The organism is Micromonospora saelicesensis (assembly GCF_900091575.1).
GTDB lineage: Bacteria > Actinomycetota > Actinomycetes > Mycobacteriales > Micromonosporaceae > Micromonospora > Micromonospora saelicesensis.
This window is the reverse complement of the sequence record NZ_FMCR01000002.1, coordinates 761,295-779,118: the sequence shown is the minus strand read 5'-3', so window position 1 is coordinate 779,118 and position 17,824 is coordinate 761,295. Positions and strand designations below refer to the sequence as shown.

The following is a 17,824-nucleotide window of genomic DNA, read 5'->3' as shown; positions in this document are numbered from 1 at the left end:
GCGCTGCGAAAGCAGCGAAAGTAAAGCATCGCGTGAAAACACTGTCAACCGTCATGTTGCCATCAACCGTTCGCTGCCCTAAGGTTGCCCTGGCAGGTTGTCAATGAGGAGCAGGCATGTCACAGGTCACCGCTGCGGAGATCTCCCGCATGGCCGGCGTTAGCCGGGCGACTGTCAGTAACTGGCGCCGCCGCCACGCCGACTTCCCCTCACCCTCCGGCGGGACCGAGACGAGCCCGGCGTACGACCTGGAGGCGGTCCGGTCCTGGCTCGACGCGCGAGGCCAGTTGCCGGCCGAAACACCGGCGGAGGACTTGCGAGCGGCCCTGCGAGAGCGCCCGGAGAAGGCGGAGCCGACCCGGCTGCTGCCGCTGGTGCTCGCCGCGCAACGGCTCGACCCTGCGAACGTCGACAGGGTTCTAGACCTGCCCGACAGGGATCTGATCCGGCGTGCCACTGACCTCACGGGCGACGCGGTGACGTACGGTGGCGACGAGGCCCCGGTCCTGCGGGCGCTGCTGCGGTGCGTGCGCGTAGACGGGGCGCTGGTCGCCGCCGATCTTCTCGGCGAGCGGGGCACCGACGATTCGACCACGACCGGCACGTACCGGACGCCGGTGGAGGTGGCGGATCTCATGGCCGATCTGCTGTCCGGTGCCGATGCCCGCTTCCCCTCCGACGTGTACGACCCGGCCTGCGGAGTCGGCGGACTGCTGGCCGCAGCTGCCCGTCGCGGGGCCCGCCGGCTGTACGGGCAGGATCTGCTGCCTGCTCAGGCGGCGCAGGCCGCGACACGGCTCGGTCTGCAACACGGCGACGTCCGCGCCGACATCCGCGGTGGCGACAGCCTGCGCGACGACGCTTTCCCAGACCTGGGGGTCGGCGCAGTGCTGTGTAACCCGCCATACGGCAACCGCGACTGGGGGCAGGAGGTCCTGGCATACGATCCGCGCTGGGTCTACGGCCTGCCACCGAAGGGTGAGCCCGAGCTGGCCTGGGTCCAACACTGTCTCGCCCACCTCGCACCCGGCGGTCGGGCAGTCCTGCTGATGCCTCCCGCTGCCGCCGAGCGCGCCTCCGGTCGCCGCATCCGAGCCGAGCTGGTGAAGAGCGGGGCTCTCCGAGCGGTCATCGCGCTGCCGGCCGGCGCCGCGCCACCCCCGCACATCGGTCTGAACCTGTGGGTCCTGACGCGACCCGATGACGGAGCTCAGACGGCGCCCGACACCGTGCTCTTCGTCGATGCAGCCGGGCCAGGCCGACAGGGCTGGGAGTCCGTCCGCGACGCCGCGCTCAGTGCCTGGTCGGCGTACGACGGCGGGGTGTTCGAAGCTGTGCCCTCGGTGGCGCGGGCGGTGCCGGTCGTCGATCTGCTCGCCGGGCCGACCGACCTCGCTCCGGCCCGGCACGTTCAGTCGGTGACGGTGGCGATCCGGCCCGCGGATCACCTACGCCAGGTGCGGCGGATGCACGTCGAGCTGCGACATGCGGCGGACGCGCTGATTGGCGTGACGGAGCGGAGCGAACGGTGGACCGCCGCCGGCAAACAGCCGCAAACCTGGCGTACGACGGCTGTCGCGGACCTGCTCAGAGGCGGAGCGCTGACGCTGCTGCGCGCGGTACCCGCTGGTCGAGCTGCCACCGTCGACGCAGACGTCGAGATCCGTGCGGGGGATGTCATCCTGCCGGAGTTGTTCGCCCGGCCCTACCGCGCCCGCGTCGCCGCTGCCGCGGACGACGGTCGAACGCTGGGCCGCCAGCATCTCCTGCTGCGCCCCGACCCGCAGCGCCTGGACGCGTGGTTCCTCGCCGGGTTCCTCAGCGCGGAGGAGAACGTCAACGCGGCCGCCACCGGAAGCACCATCGTGCGGGTCGACGTCCGCCGGTTGCAGGTGCCGGTCATGACGCTGCCGGACCAGCAACGGTACGGGCGGGCGTTCCGCCAGGTGCAGGAATTGCGCGACACGGCCGCTATGCAGAGCCGGCTCGCCGACGAGGCGGCAGACGCCCTCGGTATCGGCCTGACCGGCGGAGCGCTACGTCCACCGGACGAGGAGTAAGCGTGACCGATCTTGGGCTGTCACCATTCGCGGTGACGCGACTACGGTGAGACCCCCACGTGACTGAATTCTGCTGGGACCCGGGGCGGTTCCGCCCCCGACGAGTTGTGAAAGTGAGCTGTTGACGTGAGTACCCACCAGAGCCTGGCCGGCTTCATCTGGTCAGTCGCCGACCTGCTGCGCGGTGACTACAAGCAGTCGGAGTACGGCAAGGTGATCCTTCCGCTGACCGTGCTGCGCCGCCTGGACTGTGTCATGGCGCCGACCCGCAAGGCGGTGTGGGACCGCGACGCCTCGCTAAAGCTCACCAACAAGGACCAGCTGCTCCGGCTAGCGGCCGGCCTGCCGTTCTACAACACGTCCAAGCAGAGCTTCGAGACTATCGGCGCGTCCGCCCCGGACGTGGCGAAGAACCTCACCGACTACATCAACGGCTTCTCGCCGAACGCTCGCGAGATCGTCGACAAGTACGAGTTCCACACCCAGATCGCCCGCCTGCAGTCGGCCAAGCTGCTCTATCCCGTGGTGCAGAAGTTCCGCGACATCGACCTCAGCCTGGAGCGGGTCGACAACCACCAGATGGGCTACGTCTTCGAGGAGCTGATCCGGCGCTTCGCGGATGCCTCCAACGAGACCGCCGGTGAGCACTTCACGCCACGCGAGGTCATCAAACTCATGGTGAACCTGCTCATCGGCCCGGACAGCGGGCATCTGACCGGAGCGCCGGTGATCAACGTCCTGGACCCTGCCTGCGGCACCGGCGGCATGCTCTCGGCTGCGGAGGAGGTCATCACCTCGCTCAACCCGAGGGCGACGGTGCGCCTCTTCGGCCAGGAGTTGAACGCCGAGTCGTACGCGATTTGCCGCTCGGACATGATGCTCAAGGGCCAGGACCCGTCGAACATCCACCTGGGCAACTCGTTCAGCGACGACGGCCACGAGGGCCAACGGTTCGACTACCTGTTGGCCAACCCGCCCTTCGGGGTGGAGTGGAAGAAGGTCAAGGACGAGGTTGACGCCGAGGCCACGCTCGGGCACGCGGGCCGGTTCGGTGCTGGCCTGCCGCGCATCAACGACGGCTCGTTCCTCTTCCTCCAGCACATGATCTCCAAGATGGAGCCGCCGGAGAAGGGCGGCTCCCGCATCGCCATCGTCTTCAACGGCTCACCACTGTTCACCGGTGCCGCCGAGTCCGGCGAGTCGAACATCCGCCGCTGGATCCTGGAGAACGACCTGCTTGAGGGCGTCGTTGGCCTGCCCGACCAGCTCTTCTACAACACCGGCATCTCCACATACTTCTGGATCCTCTCCAACCGGAAGGCGGAGAACCTCAAGCGCAAGGTTATCCTGCTCGACGCCCGGGACCAGTGGATCAAGATGCGCAAGAGCCTCGGTGACAAGCGCAAGATGATCTCCGGAGAGCAGGTCGCGAACATCACCCGCCTCTACGGCCAGGCCCTCAGCATCGCCGAGGACGAGGCGCACCCCGACCAGGGCAAGGTCAAGGTCTTCCAGACCACGGACTTCGGCTACCAGCGGATCGCCGTCGAGCGGCCGCTCAAGCTTCGTTTCGAGATCACCGAGGAGACCCTCGCCGCGCTCGCGGAGAGCAAGCCTCTCTTCCGGTACGCGCACCGCGACGAGCTGATCGGCGCCTTCAAGCCGCTGCTCGGTACGGTCTGGCGGACCAAGGCCGAAGCCAAGGACGCGCTGCACGCGGCCGCCGTCGCTGGTGGCGTGCTGTGGCCGACGGGCGCCACCGCCAAGGCCATCATGGACACCATCTCCCTCAGTGACCCGGACGGTGAAGTGCAGAAGGTCAAGGGTGAGGTCGTCCCGGACTCGGACTTGCGCGACTACGAGAACGTGCCGCTCGTGGAAGACGTCCACGAGTATTTCGAGCGCGAGGTGCGCCCGCACGTCCCCGAGGCGTGGATCGACGAGAGTAAAACGAAGATCGGGTACGAGATCCCGTTCACTCGCCACTTCTTCGTCTACAAGCCACCGAGGCCGCTGGCCGAAATCGACGCGGAGCTACGGGAACTCGAATCCCAGATTCAGGCGCTGCTGAGCGAGGTGACTTCGTGACTGACTGGTCGAAGGTGGCGCTTCGTCGTGTTTCCCGTGTAGTTAACGGTGGAACGCCAACGCCAGACGAGTCCAATTGGGGTGGAGACTTTCCGTGGGCAACCCCGGTCGACATTGGTGCGGCCCGAGGAAGAATATCTGCCACTCAAAGAACTTTGACGGCGGCTGGTGTTGCCTCCGGTTCTCGCATCATCCCGGCAAATTCCATACTTGTATCTACCCGCGCTCCGATTGGCTATGTGGCCATCACGTCCGCTCCCATGGCGTTTAACCAGGGGTGCAGGGGCCTTGTCCCTACCGATCAGGTTGATGCCCGATTCCTGTATCATCATCTAACTTCATCCGCGGATGAGTTGAGCCGGCGGGGTCAGGGGACAACTTTTCTCGAACTTTCTGCTGAAGGCCTCGCTGGCGTGGAGGTGCACCTTCCTCCGCTTGAGGAGCAGCAGCGGATCGCCGACTTTCTCGACGCCGAAACCGCCCGCATCGACCGCCTCATTGACTTGAAGATCGGGCAGGTCGGGCTGCTTGAAGCTCGAAAGCGGAGCGCAGTTTCAGAGCTATCCGAACACCTGATATCGCGGTTCGGAGCCATAGAGTTGCGTTACGTGATGTCGGGAATTGAGCAAGGTTGGTCACCTCAATGTGAGGAGCGGCTTGCTGGCCCGAACGAGTGGGGGGTCATCAAGGCTGGGTGTGTCAACGGTGGCAGATTCAATGAAGAGCAACACAAAACGCTCCCCGCCGACGTTATGCCCCGTATCCAGTATCGATTGCGTTCCGGCGACCTTCTCATGTCGAGGGCAAGCGGCTCTGTGGAGCTGATTGGTAGTGTCGCTGTCGTTCCGGATCATGTTGGCAAAATGCTTCTTTGTGACAAGGTCTATCGCCTTCGAGTTGATGCTCGACGGGGCTCAGCCGAGTTCCTGGCATTCATGCTGCGTTCCCATGCTAATCGTGAGCGCATCAAGCTAGGCATATCCGGAGCCGAGGGTATGGCCAACAACCTCCCAACGGCAGTTGTGAAGGGCTGTGTTGTGCCAGCAGCTCCACTCGATGTGCAGGAGCGGTCTGTGGTTGAACTGCAGCACGACTTGTCGGCCATCGAAGAACTGCAGCGGTTGATCACCGGGCAGGTGTCGGTGCTGGCGGAGCGGAAGCAGGCACTAATCACGGCTGCCGTGACTGGGCAGCTCGATGTCACGACCGCGAGGAGGGCGGACCTGTCGTGAGCGCGCACGTCTACAAGGAGCAGGCGTTCGAGGAGACGATCGAGGCTGAACTCCTCGGGAACGGCTGGCACCGAGGGCTGTCCAACGGATACCGCCCCGACCTCGGCCTCGACACCGGTGAGCTGGACACCTTCATCGGGGCGACTCAGAAGAAGGAGTTCGATCGGCTCATCACCGCCTACGGCGACCTGGCCACCGCCCAGCGGGAGTTCGCGAAGCGTGTCGCGGCCGAGATCGACAAGCGGGGCGCGCTCGACGTGCTCCGGAGTGGGGTGAAGGACCGGGGCGTCACCATCCAGCTCTGCTACTTCCGGCCTGGCCACACCCTCGCCGTCGGCGCGCTCGACGAGTACCAGGCGAACCGGCTCACCGTAGTTCGGCAGTTGCGCTACTCGGCGAAGACGGCCGACGAGTTGGACCTGGGCCTGTTCGTCAACGGCATCCCGATCGCCACGGCGGAGTTGAAGAACACGCTGACCGGGCAGGACGTCGAGGACGCGAAGCGCCAGTACCGCAAGGATCGCGATGCCAAGGAGCTGATATTCGCGCGGCGTACTCTCGTGCACTTCGCCGTTGACCCGCACCTGGTGTTCCTGACGACGCGGCTTGCCGGGGAACAGACCCGGTTCTTGCCCTTCAACGTGGGTTCGAACGGACCTGGGGTGTCCGGCGGTGCGGGAAACCCGCCCGCGCCCGCCGACGGCTACCAGACGTCCTACCTGTGGCGGCAGGTGTGGCAGCGGGACAACTTCCTAGAACTGCTGCAACGGTTCGTGCACGTCGAGGTGCCGAGGAAGGGCAAGGCGGCCCCGCACGCCAGCCCGTTGATCTTCCCGCGCTACCACCAGTGGCACGCGGTGCGGCGGATGGTCGAGCACGCCTCCCAGCATGGGGCGGGTCACAACTACCTGGTCGAGCATTCGGCTGGTTCGGGTAAGTCGAACACCATCGCCTGGCTGGCGCACCGACTGTCCACCCTGCACGACGCGGACAACCAACCGGTCTTCGAGAAGGCCATCGTCATCACCGACCGGGTGGTGCTGGACCGGCAGTTGCAGGACACGATCTACCAGTTCGACCACGTGGCCGGCGTCGTCAAGAAGATCGACGAAGATTCCCAGCAACTCGCCGACGCCCTCACCGGGTCGGCCGCCCGCGTCATCATCACGACCTTGCAGAAGTTCCCGTTCGTGCTGGACAAGGTCGCCAAACTGGGCCAGCGCCGGTACGCGGTCATCATCGACGAGGCGCACTCGTCGCAGTCGGGGGAGTCGGCGAACGCGTTGAAGAAGGCGCTCGGTCGGCTCGGCTCGGACGACATCGACGCCGACGGCGACCTGCTGACCGCCTCCGCCCTGGCCCGGGGTAAACACGCCAACCTGTCCTACTTCGCTTTCACCGCGACGCCGAAGCAGAAGACGCTTGAGCTGTTCGGCACCCGCAACCCCGGGACCGGCCAGATGGAGCCGTTCCACGTCTACTCGATGCGCCAGGCCATCGAGGAGGGCTTCATCCTCGACGTGCTGCGCAACTACATCACGTACGAGGCGCGGTGGCGGCTGGCCAGCGCGGCGGTCGAGGCCGTGGAAGCCGCCGACCCCGAGGTCGACCCGAAAAAGGCAAAGGCCAAGCTGGTACGGGCCGCCGAGCTGCACCCCGAGTCGCAGGACCAACGAGCGCAGATCATCATCGATCACTTCCGCACCGAGGTCAGCGAGCGCATCGGCGAGCGGGCCAAGGCGATGGTGGTGACCCGCTCCCGTGAGCACGCGCTGCGGCTCTACCAGGCGATGCGCAAGTACCTCGACAAGCGTGGTGTCACCGACTGCACGCCGATCGTGGCGTTCTCCGGCACGCTCACCCTCGACGGCATCGACTACTCCGAGTCGAAGCTCAACGGGTTCTCGGAGGCGGCCCTGCCGGACGCGTTCGCGTACACGAAGGTCGGCGATCCTCAGGCCATAGCCCGCAACCAGACCGAATATCGCATCCTGGTCGTCGCCGAGAAATACCAGACGGGCTTCGACCAGCCGCTGCTCGCGGCGATGTACGTCGACAAGCCGCTCGCCAGCGTGGCAGCCGTCCAGACCCTCTCCCGCCTGAACCGCACCCACCCGGACAAGACGCAGGACGACGTCTTCGTGCTCGACTTCGCCAACAAGGCCGAAGACATCCAGAAGTGGTTCAAGCCGTACTTCGAGACCACCATCACCGAGCCGACCGACCCGAACCTGCTCTACGACAAGCAGCGCGAGGTGATGGACTTTCAACTGCTGGTCGAGTCGGAGATGGACGCCTTCACCGAAGCCTTGCTCGCCGCCGAGCAGTCCTCAACGACCGACGGGCAACTGGAGAAGGCGCACGCCGCGCTCTACCGGTTCCTTGAGCCGGCGGTCGACCGGTTCACCCAACTCGCCAAGGACGACCGGGACCGCGCAGAGGAGTTCCGCTCGTCGGTGAGCGACTACGTCCGGGCGTACGGCTTCCTGGCCCAGGTCGTCGGGTACGCCGACGAGGATCTGGAACGGCTCTACCTCTACAGCCGTTTCCTGCTCCGACGGCTACCCTCCGAGCCGGGTGCGGGCGTCGACATCGGTGCGGCCACGCTGAGCCACCTGCGCATCCGCAAGCGCGCTGAGGAGGACCTGTCACTGCAACCGTCCGGCGCGCACCTCATCCCCGGCTTCTCGCCCGACGGCGGCGCCGCCCGCCAGGTCGAGGAGAAGCCGCTCAGCGAGGTGATCGAGGAGCTCAACGAGCGCTTCGGCTACGACCTCAGCTCGTCCGACCAGATCCTGCTCGTGCAGCAGATCATCTCACTGGCTGAGGACGAGAAGATGCAACAGGTTGCGCTCAACAACGACATCGAACGGTTCGGTCAGGTGGCCGACCCAGAGCTGGACAACATCGTGGCCCGCAACCATGATCGCAACACCACCTTCGTCGGCCGGTACTTCGACAACCCGGAGTTTCAGGCCGCCGTCAAGGCGGAGGCCCGGCGTCGGGCGTACGGGCTGATCCTGAGCCCGTCTCGCGCCGAAGCCCTGCGCAAGCTTCGCAGTCAGGTCTCCGGGGCGAACGAGAAGCGTGCGACAGCGACCAGCGGCGAGTGACGAAGCGGGGGAACGCGCGCGGTGAGCGACGTGATACCGGCTGAGGAGTGGGTCTTCGCGGACCGGTACCGCGTCGACGCGCCGATCGGCACCGGCGGCATGGGTGCCGTCTGGAGCGGCTACGACCGGCACCTGGACCGCCGCGTGGCGATCAAGCTGATGCGGAACACGCCCGGCCCTGCGGCGACCTTCGGCAGCGCGGAGCGCGCGGCGTTCAATGAGGCGGCGGAGGCCGACCGGGAGCGGTTCCTACGGGAGATCCGCACGACGGCCCGCCTCGAACTCCCCGGCATCCCCGCCGTGTACGACTTCGGCGTTGAGGATTCGACCGGCCGCATCTACCTGGTCATGCAGCTGGTGTATGGGCAGACTCTCGAGGATCTAATCGCCTCCCGGAACTATGGCGCCGACCCGTGGCCGATCACCTGGGCCGCCGCAATCACAGCCCAGGTGGCGGCCACCCTCGTCGACGTCCACCGAGTTGACGTCGTCCACCGCGACATCAAGCCCTCGAACCTCATGGTCACTGACGGGGGAGTGGTCAAGGTTCTCGACTTCGGGGTGGCCATCCTGCGCGGCGCCAGTGCCCTGCCGCGGCTCACCCAGGTCGGCCTGACCGTCGGCAGCCCGCCGTACATGCCGCCGGAACAGGCTCTGGGCAACCCGGTTGGGCCGGCGAGCGACGTCTACGCGTTGGGTTGCGTGCTGTACGAGGCACTCACCGGACGGGTGCCATTCGTGGAGACGACTAGTCGCTCCTATCAAGATCACCACGTCAACACCCCGGCACCGTGGGCGCGGGCGTGGCGCGCTGACGTGCCTTCCGACCTTGAAAACCTGATTGCGCGAATGCTGGCGAAGCGGCCCGCGGACCGTCCCACAGCAGAGGACGTCTACGAAACGCTGCTACCGATCGCCGCCCAGCCCGGTCACGCTGGACCCGGCGGCAACCGTGACCCGCGCCGTCCCTTCCTCCGCCCACTCGCACCCGCGCCACGGCAGCGTGGAGCCGCCCCCGCCCCGAAGCCGACGTCGGCGACCTCGGCGCCGCTGAGCATTGACGAGGCGATCGAGATCCAGCAACGGGTCGGCGACCTGGTCCAGGATTCGCAGTTCCAACAGGCGATCGATCTACTGGACGAGGCGGTGGGGCGGGCGTCCGCTGAACCGGCGTTGAAGCTGGAGATGCAGGTGGCTCTGGCCTCGACGCTGTGGTTCGCCGACGAGTTCAGCCGGGTGGCGGCCGTCCTCGACGAGATCCTCCCGAAGGTCGACGGTGGGGACGACCTGACCGTTCTCTACTACTACTCGGGCGTCAGTCACGCCGAGATCGGCAACATCGACGAGGCCGTCAAGCAGCTCACCGAGTTCCTCGTCCTCGCCGAGCCGTACGACCCCCTGCACCGGGACGCCACCTACCGCCTCGGCATGATGCTGCCCGCCGTCGGCCGCACGAGCGAGGGTCTTCAGCACCTCGAGGCGCTCCGGCCAGTCCTCGTCGCCGAGTATGGGCCGGACTCCGTCCACGTCAGCACGCTGGACAGGCGGATTGCTCAGATCAGGCGTGGACCCGATCTGTTACGAAACAGCGGCAATGGAAAGGCGGCGAGCGATGATGTTGATCGCAGGCGAGACTGAGGTGGCCACGGTCATGGCTGAGCTGATCGGCCGGCGCGCTGTCTTTCATTCGGAGGCCGACTTCCAGCATGCCTTCGCCTGGACGCTGCACAGCATGCAGCCGTCGACAGAGGTCCGGTTGGAAGTCCGGCAAGCCGGGGGAGAGCGCGTCGACCTGCTGTGCTGCGGACCGCAGGGTCGCACGGCCATCGAGTTCAAATACTTCACCTCACGGTGGGACGGCACAGACCCGGTGATCGGGGAGCAGTTCCGTCTGCGGGAACACGCGGCCGACGATCTGGCCCGACGCAACTTCATCTTCGATGTCGCGCGGCTTGAAGGACTCTGTGCCGCCGACCCCACCCTGACCAACGGCTTCGCGATTATATTGACCAACCACCAGCCATTGTGGGCCCCGCCCAGCCGTCCTCGGCTCACACGCGATCAGCACTTCCGAATCCACGAAGGGCGCACCCTGACGGGCACTCTGCGATGGGGAACCGAGGGCAGTTACTACATGGACAACGAGCGGAATCTCATCGGCCGGTACACGCTTGCCTGGAATGACTACACCCGGCTCGAAGGCGTGAACGGGCAGTTCCGCTGGCTGGGTGTCGGGATCCGGGTGCCACGATAGGCTGGACACGACCCAGCTTGGCGCGTGGCCGTGCGCGCGGTCCTTTGACTTCGAGTCCGGCGGGCCGGCCCGCTTGCTCGTCAGCGGAAGCTGGCACCCAAAGACGAGCCGGTTCAGGTAGGTCATCGTCAATGACGATGAACATCGCAGGCACCGTTCGGCAGCAGGCAGCGCGACGGGAGCGCGGTGTTGCCCTCAGGTACCGGGGCGAGCAGCAGACTTGACAGCGGCTGTGAATAGTAGCCAGGCGCATCGATCGAAGCGGAGTGCCGCTCCCCCGATGTTCTTGGAGTCGCGTACGGCGACGATGCCGGGGATGTTGGTGGCGACCTCGACGCAGTTGCCGCCGTTGTCACCGCTGCGGGTGCTCTTGCGCCAGATGGCGCCGGTCAGGTCAGTCATGCCGCATCTCCCCGATGATCTGCTTGATCATGTCTCTTGAGTCTGCCTGATCGAGTGCGAGTGAATCCAGACCCTTCCAGACGTCTTCATAGGCCCGCAGCTCGTCCGGCTTGTCGAGGTAGAGCGCCCCGGTCAGCGACTCGCTGTAGACGACCGACGGTTCCGGGACGGCCCGGCCGCCCTTCGTGGCCGGGAAGTCCAGGAGAACAAAGGAGCCTGCGACTGCACCGGGATGTGGCCCTGCCGCGAGTGGCGCGATGCGAACCGAGACGTTCGGCAGCTCCGATGCTTCGAGCAGGCGAGCAAGCTGCCCAGTCATCACCGTAGGGCCGCCCACAACACGGCGCAGCACCGCTTCGGAGAGGATGGCGTCCAGGTGCGGCGGCTGTGGAAGCCGACGAGTGAGCAGACTCTGACGCTTCAGCCGCACCTCGACAGCCCGCTCGCGCTCCTCGATGCTCAGCCGGCTTGTGGGTCGGAACAAACCCAATGCGTAGGCGCGGGTCTGTAGCAGCCCGGGGATGAGGTTCTCGCCGTACTCGCGCAAGTGGGCGGCGGCGGATTCCAGCCCCACGTACAGCTCGAACCAGTTCGGCACCGCATCCCCGTACGCGTGCCACCAGCCTTTCGACTTCGTCTCGGCGGCCAGCCCGCGCATCGCCTCGGTCATCTCCGGCGACACCCCGTACAGCTCGCACATCGCCTTGACGTCGAGCACCCGGACCGAGCCCTGGCCGCATTCGAGGCGCCAGATCTTCTGCCGGCTGTATTCGAGGGCTTCGGCGGCGGCGTCGAGCGTCACCCCGGCCTCGTTGCGGAACTGCCGTAGCAGCCGGCCGAGTTGCCGGCGAGGCACTGTCGATCCGATGTCGTCGGGCATCCGCACACTCCCTGGTTCCATAGCGCAACGCTGCGTGACCTGCTCCTGCAACTCCTACGGGTTTCAGCAAAGAAAGTCAATGCACAACGGCGAAATTGCGGTTTAGAACGTTGCGTTTCCACTGCGGACTGTCGCAGGCTGATCACAGCACGGCGGCCGTCCGGTCCCCCCGACCGGCCGCCGTGCATCCCGAACCCCCTCGCCCCTCCGCATCAGGAAGGCAGGCAGACATGAACGCCAAGAACCAGCGACCAGGGATGGCGAGTGGCGGTGCGACCTACCGCTCCGCCGCGTACACCAGTCTGCTGCCGTGGCAGGTGCGTGAGCGCCGCTTTCCGCCGGTCGGGTTCGGACGTCGCGGCCTGAACCCCGACGACGTGTACGCCTTCCTCGATCGGGTCGCCGTTGACATGGCCGCCGTCTACGCCGCTCTCGCCGAGAGCCGCCTCGAGACGGCCCGGATCAAGGCCGGCCTGCGTCGCTGGCAGACCGATCAGGCCCGCGCCCGCAACGAGCGGGACCAGGCCCGATGAGTCAGCGGTACGTCATCCACCTGCCCGTCGTCGCTACCGACCTGGCCGCCGCGCAACGCCTGGCCCGGGTCATCGGTCGCTGGATGCTGGTGCTGCCGATGGCGGACCCGGGGGAGACCACCGTCTCCGAGGAGGACCATCAGCTCGTGCGCCACCGGGTCTTCTGCGACCTGCGGCTACCCGGCGGCCGGCGCTGCCTCCTGCGCGACGGCCACGACGGCGGCTGCTCCCGTCGCCTGCGCCGTTGACACAACCAGACGATCCGGCATCTCAACTGCCTGTTGCGCCGAGTGCGGTGATGATCATCAGGCGGCTAGCGTGCGCAGCACGGGAGGTGGCGGGGATGGTCGTTCGGCGTTGGGACGCCAGGTTCGAGGAGGAGCACCTTGTCCTCCGGCGTTGGCGATTGCTGCCGTGGCCGAAGGCCCACGTCAGGCGGATACCGCTGGCCGCGATCCTCGATATCGGGTCGTTCACCGCATTCGACCAGGCGAAGCGGTACGCGCAACTCTCCGTTCAGGACACGTCGGCACCGGACCTGACCGAGGCCATTCCGGTCAGTTTCACGCGGGAGCAGTGGACGTTCGCCAGCTGGTTCATGGAGGAACGGCGAGCCGCCCTGATGAGGCCGCCGCAGCTCCGTGGGGAAGCATCGTCGGGTCAGGTGGCCCTGTCGCGCCCGGCGGCCGACGTTGCGGCCCTGTCGCGGCGGCGGGCGCAGATGGCGGCTGCCCTACGAGCCCACCTTTCGGCCAGGCCGGCTTCCACCACGCCGAGCACCCCGTCGACAACCCCGGTGATGCGGGCCGGTGATGGCAGGAGGCCGGTCTGGCTGTGGCTTGAGAATGGGGAGATCCATGGGTCACTCGTGTCGGCCGGCAACGCCTCGCCACGCAATCTGACCCCAGCCGACGTCGCCCATCTCCTGCTCGCTGACCCGTGCCGGGCGATGCCGGCGATTCGTGCGTTGACGGGCGCCGCAGACAGCCAGCAAGCTCAGGCTCTGCTGCGGAGCTGGCGGCGGCGAGACCGGGTCATCGTTAACCTGAGCGCCTCCGACCTCGCCGGGAGGCGAGTGGCAGAGGCCCTACAGAAGCCGGGCCGGAGTAACCCGGACGGCAGTGTGCGAACCGTGTCCGGTGGCCTTCCGAGTCTGAACAAGCGCCGCCGGTAGAAACGAGCCAGGGGATGCGGTTCGTGCCCGGCGCGGCGATCTCTGCCGATGCTCGGGCGTGAGGACGGCTCAGCTGGCCGGCGAGCCCAGGCTGGAGCCGTCACGGAGTACGAAACCGACCTCGAGGGAGACCGAGGGGGCGGGGCGCTGAGCTGTGCGGGAAGGTCCGCGCCGGTGACGGCGTTATCGCGGTGCCTCGATGGTCCACTCCAACTGGCCAGCTTTCACGGCCGGACGGTATCGCTGCATGTAGGCATTGCCGGTCTCCAACGACCGCGCTGCGCCCTCCAAGAGCTCTGCGATCGACGCCGGCCAACGGTCGAAGCCGGTGCCATCCTCTGGATAGAACTCGCCCACCCTGCCGTGTCCACCCGGACGCTGGTCGACCAGCAGACAACCACCATCGCTCGCCGTGGCAAACGGCACGAAGGCCCGGTGCCACCAGTCATCGTCCTGCGGTCCGCCCGCCAAGACGGAACAGTTGACCTCCCAGTCGGCCACGATCTGGTCTAGTGGCAGCGGTCGATAGAACGGTGGCAGATCAAAGCTGTCCACCGCCGCGACCCCGTCATGCCGCCGCAGCGACGCCACCAGATCAGGCGGGAACGGGACAGACATCCGCGCCTGTAGTGCGGCGATCCGCTCCGGTGGCGCGGCCGGCCGCAGCGAGGCGCGCGTGCGGGGCGCGTGCGCCGCTAACCATTTTTCGATGCGTTTCCAGGCAGCGTTGACCCGGGCGGTGGTCGCAGCGTCGGGCTCGGCGGCGACCAGGGTTCCGGCGTGCTGCGGGCAGACCGCGGCGGCAGACGGTCGGGACGGCGCCTTCGCATGGCCCGTGTCGGGGACAGTGCGGTAGGACGGAACTGGTTGGCGTACGGACGGCACCGGTCCCGAGTCGACGGACACCCCCGCGTCGTTGACGCTTGCGCGATCCGATCCGAAGGTGGTGACGGCGCAGAGCAGCAACACCAACAGCAGGAAGACCGCGAGCAGGACGATCAGCAGCCGCTTCCCGATGACCGTCGAGGGTGGCGCGTCCTGGTCACGCCGCGCCGCCGGCACTGCGTCATTGGACCCCGGCATGGCGGCGGCAGGTCCGGAGGGCGAATCGTCGCCAGCCACCGCCCTACCCCCGGTCGCCTTCAGTACCGGGTCTAGCCAGTTAGCCGCCTCCGTTCGAAACAGCTCAGGCTGGTCAACCGCGCCGGCGGGAATTCGACCCGCCAGCCCGACCGGCAACTCGGTGAGGTCACCGCCGTCGCCGATGGCGACCACGGAGGCGGAGAGGCCACGGCTGGTGAGAGCGTCGAGGGCAAGCGTGGTGTGATTGGTCGAGTCTGGTCCGGAGTCGGTCACCACGACGACGGGCGCCCGCAGCGCCCAGGCCAGATCCGCGAGGGTCCAGCCGCCGCGGCCCAGCGGAACGAGGAGCCCGTGGGCTGCGCCCACCAGGATCAGGCCATGGGTCCGTGCCAGGGCTTGGGTGATTCCGACGAGGTCGTCGGAGCGCGGCGCGTCGACACCACCGGCATGCACCTCGACGTACGTGGCGAGGTTGTCGCTCAGCAGCCGACGAGGGGCGCTGTCGTCATGCCTGCGTTCGGCGATATGAAGTACCGCCACTCGCACCGTCGACGCCGCGGAAATGGCTGCCGCAGCCACTTCCCAGCTCACGCTCGTCGAGGTAGCGGCAACTACCCACGGTCCACCATCCGGCCAGGACAACCGTCCCTCCCCATGATCACGCCCACCCTAGCGAACCGGCCTCCCGCATTTGACCCCGTCCATAGACGGCTGGACACCGCGTACACCCCGCTGTTGCCGTGGCAGGTGTGCGAGCGCCGCTTCAAGCTGGTCGGGCTCGGACGCCGCGGCCCGGTGGGTCAGGCCGCAAACACCGTGAGATCCTGCACTTCCGAAGCTGCCGCCGGCCCACTCACCCTCGACCTTTGGATCGGGCTGCCCGAACCGGGTGTGCGGCGGTCAGTGCGGCGGCCTGGTACGGCGTCAGCGGTGAGCTGTCGGCGACGACCTCCAGTTGCCACTTCTCCCGCAGGGAGGTCCACAGCTTGGAGGTCAGGCCCGAGTGCATCTTGAGTTCGTCCGTGCCGTCGGCCACCCGCAGTACGTACACCCACGTCGCCCCGTCGGGTGCGCCGTCGAAGGGGTCCCGCCAGGCGCGATGCAGGCTGTGACCCCGTCGACGCGGGGCTTCGGTGGACAGGAGAGTGTCCGCCCGGGTCGGGTCGGGGGCGTTCGCGGGGCCGGTCGGGCTGAACCGGTACGGCGGTGAAGGCACCTCGGCGATGACCGGCACGTTGAGCAGGTCGGGGTTGTCGGTGTCACCGAGGAAGGAACGGATCAGGTCCCGCTCCTCGGGGCTGATGGCGACGACCTCGTACGCCAGGCTGAGCAGGAGTGTCGCGTCGGCCAAGTCCCACTCACCCGCCGCGTACTGATCGCGCAGGGCACCCAGGGTGTCGTCGGACAGCCGGCCCGCGAGTCGGGCGCACATTTCGGTGATCGCCGCGTAGGTCTTCTCGTCCATGGCGCTCATCTCTTTTTGTCGTCGCCGAGCACTGTTGTCGCGACGTTCCCCTGAGCCCCCACCGGACTGGCCGCGAAACTGGTAAATCGTAGGCGAGCAGCGGCGCGAGAGCCCGACCACTCCGGTGGGAATCGTGGCGGCGCACGTGGCATGCTGCTGGCCATGCGTCAGCCCGGGAGCGTGGTCTCCGTCATCAACTACAAGGGCGGCGTGGGCAAGACGACGTTGACGGCGAACATCGGGGCGGAACTGGCGACGCGCGGCCTCACCGTACTCTTGATCGACCTGGACCCGCAGGCGAGCCTCACGTTCTCCTTCTACCAGCCGCACCAGTGGGAGCAGGAACTCGCCGACGAGCGCACCATCCTCCAGTGGTTCGGCGACGTGCTCGGCCACGGTGGCTCCCAGCCGCTCGACCCGTACGTGGTGACCCCGCCCGCCGTGAACGACGTGATCGCCCGCAGCGGCTCGGGCCGGCTCGACCTGGTCCCGTCGCACCTCATGCTGGTCGACGCCGACCTGGATTTCGCCTACCAATTGGGCGGCTCCCGGTTTCAGCACGGAAGTCCGCGCTATCTGCCGCTGCACCGAGCGCTGGCCGACGCGCTCGACGGAGAGGCCTTCCAGGCGTACGACGCTATCCTGATCGATTGCCCGCCCAACTTCACGATGGTCACCCGCACCGGGATCGTCGCCAGCGATCACATCCTGATCCCGGCCAAGGCGGATTACCTCTCCACGCTCGGCATCGACTATCTCCGCAAGAAGCTCTCCGAACTGGTGCGGGACTACAACCGGGTCGCGGGCGCCGTTCCGCAGATCAATCCCACCATTCTCGGTGTGGTTCTTACGATGATCCAGTACGCCGGGACCGGGCCGATCATCGCCCAGCGCAACTTCATCGAACAGCCCAGCAGCGTCGAGCTGCCGGTGTTCCGGCAGATGATCCGGGACAACAAGACACTTTTCGCGCCCGCAGGCGAGCACGGAATACCCGCCGTCCTCCTGCCGAACGCGAACCCCACCGTCCAGTACGAGCTGCAGCAGCTCGCCAGCGAGTTTCTCGCCCGGATCCGGAACTAGGAGCACCCGTGACCAGCCCAGCCGACCTGAGCCACGCCGTACTTGTGCGGGTGGCGGAGTTCCTCCGTACGCTTCCGGCGGACCAACTGGCCGCGCTGACCGACGGGTCCGCCCGGCTGCAGCTCGCGGCGACCGGCGCGACGTCCGACCGGCCGGCGCGGCCGTCGGCGGCGCCCAAGAGCAGGGGTACGGCGAAGGCCGCGCCGGCGCCCACGGTGGAACCGGAGAAGGTCCGCGCTGACCTGGCCGCGATCGACGACCGGGCGGCCGCCGGGCGCTACCTCGACGACCTGCGGCTGACCGTGCCGCAGCTCAAGGCGCTCGCCAAGAACCTCGGCATCGCCGTGCCGAGCCGGGCGACCAAGGCCGACGTGCGGCGCGACATCGTGCAGTGGACGGTCGGGCGCCGGCTCGACTCCTCGGCGATCAGCAGGCCGGCGCCGGCCCGCGGCTGATC

The 17,824-nt window shown here is 67.2% G+C and carries 15 protein-coding genes; 11 read left to right on the top strand and 4 right to left on the bottom strand.

Going from position 1 to position 17,824, the window contains the following annotated elements; all coding sequences use genetic code 11:
* The first annotated feature begins 116 nt into the window (after positions 1-116).
* The 6 genes from GA0070561_RS11450 (at position 117) to GA0070561_RS11425 (ending at position 10,747) form a co-directional block, all read left to right on the top strand.
* Positions 117-2,060: an N-6 DNA methylase gene (locus GA0070561_RS11450; RefSeq protein WP_091399433.1), complete on the top strand. Its 1,944-nt coding sequence runs from the start codon at positions 117-119 to the stop codon at positions 2,058-2,060.
* Positions 2,061-2,186: 126 nt separating this feature from the next.
* Positions 2,187-4,148, top strand: coding sequence for a type I restriction-modification system subunit M (locus GA0070561_RS11445; RefSeq protein WP_091399428.1), 1,962 nt, complete (start codon positions 2,187-2,189; stop codon positions 4,146-4,148).
* Positions 4,145-5,380, top strand: a complete 1,236-nt coding sequence (locus GA0070561_RS11440; RefSeq protein WP_167362373.1) for a restriction endonuclease subunit S — start codon at positions 4,145-4,147, stop codon at positions 5,378-5,380. Before GA0070561_RS11445 ends, GA0070561_RS11440 begins: the two co-directional genes overlap by 4 nt.
* Positions 5,377-8,493, top strand: a complete 3,117-nt coding sequence (locus GA0070561_RS11435; protein ID WP_091399421.1) for a type I restriction endonuclease subunit R — start codon at positions 5,377-5,379, stop codon at positions 8,491-8,493. The genes GA0070561_RS11440 and GA0070561_RS11435 overlap by 4 nt, the downstream gene beginning before the upstream one ends.
* A gap of 21 nt (positions 8,494-8,514) precedes the next feature.
* Entirely contained in the window at positions 8,515-10,131 is a 1,617-nt protein-coding gene (locus GA0070561_RS11430) for a serine/threonine-protein kinase (RefSeq protein WP_091399418.1), read from the top strand.
* A 13-nt stretch (positions 10,132-10,144) separates the two neighbouring features.
* Positions 10,145-10,747: a hypothetical protein gene (locus tag GA0070561_RS11425; protein ID WP_208603737.1), complete on the top strand. Its 603-nt coding sequence runs from the start codon at positions 10,145-10,147 to the stop codon at positions 10,745-10,747.
* A gap of 195 nt (positions 10,748-10,942) precedes the next feature.
* On the opposite strand, the gene GA0070561_RS11420 is transcribed toward GA0070561_RS11425, so the two are convergent.
* Entirely contained in the window at positions 10,943-11,149 is a 207-nt protein-coding gene (locus GA0070561_RS11420; RefSeq protein WP_091399416.1) for a DUF397 domain-containing protein, read from the bottom strand.
* The gene (locus GA0070561_RS11415) at positions 11,142-12,029 is read right to left on the bottom strand and encodes a helix-turn-helix domain-containing protein (protein WP_091399413.1); all 888 of its coding nucleotides are present in this window, start codon (positions 12,027-12,029) and stop codon (positions 11,142-11,144) included. Before GA0070561_RS11415 ends, GA0070561_RS11420 begins: the two co-directional genes overlap by 8 nt.
* Before the next feature lie 230 nt (positions 12,030-12,259).
* On the opposite strand from GA0070561_RS11415, the gene GA0070561_RS11410 reads away from it, so the two are divergent.
* The 3 genes from GA0070561_RS11410 (at position 12,260) to GA0070561_RS34185 (ending at position 13,736) form a co-directional block, all read left to right on the top strand.
* Positions 12,260-12,562 (top strand): DivIVA domain-containing protein, encoded by a 303-nt coding sequence (locus GA0070561_RS11410; RefSeq protein WP_091399410.1) that lies wholly within the window; start codon positions 12,260-12,262, stop codon positions 12,560-12,562.
* Complete coding sequence (locus tag GA0070561_RS11405; protein ID WP_091399408.1) at positions 12,559-12,810, top strand: hypothetical protein; 252 nt, start codon at positions 12,559-12,561, stop codon at positions 12,808-12,810. Before GA0070561_RS11410 ends, GA0070561_RS11405 begins: the two co-directional genes overlap by 4 nt.
* Positions 12,811-12,905: 95 nt before the next feature.
* Positions 12,906-13,736: a hypothetical protein gene (locus GA0070561_RS34185; protein ID WP_244166159.1), complete on the top strand. Its 831-nt coding sequence runs from the start codon at positions 12,906-12,908 to the stop codon at positions 13,734-13,736.
* Between the two features lie 183 nt (positions 13,737-13,919).
* Here the strand turns inward: GA0070561_RS34185 and GA0070561_RS11395 are convergent, their stop codons facing one another.
* Positions 13,920-15,410: an SMI1/KNR4 family protein gene (locus tag GA0070561_RS11395; RefSeq protein ID WP_141710359.1), complete on the bottom strand. Its 1,491-nt coding sequence runs from the start codon at positions 15,408-15,410 to the stop codon at positions 13,920-13,922.
* Positions 15,411-15,672: 262 nt separating this feature from the next.
* On the bottom strand, positions 15,673-16,284 hold the full coding sequence (locus GA0070561_RS11390; RefSeq protein ID WP_091400184.1) for a hypothetical protein: 612 nt from the start codon (positions 16,282-16,284) through the stop codon (positions 15,673-15,675).
* Between the two features lie 150 nt (positions 16,285-16,434).
* Between GA0070561_RS11390 and GA0070561_RS11385 the strand changes: the two genes are divergently transcribed.
* Together GA0070561_RS11385 and GA0070561_RS11380 are read left to right on the top strand one after the other, a co-directional pair.
* Positions 16,435-17,367, top strand: coding sequence for a ParA family protein (locus GA0070561_RS11385; protein ID WP_208603736.1), 933 nt, complete (start codon positions 16,435-16,437; stop codon positions 17,365-17,367).
* 8 nt (positions 17,368-17,375) lie between these two features.
* Complete coding sequence (locus GA0070561_RS11380) at positions 17,376-17,822, top strand: hypothetical protein (RefSeq protein WP_091399402.1); 447 nt, start codon at positions 17,376-17,378, stop codon at positions 17,820-17,822.
* Positions 17,823-17,824: the final 2 nt, after the last annotated feature.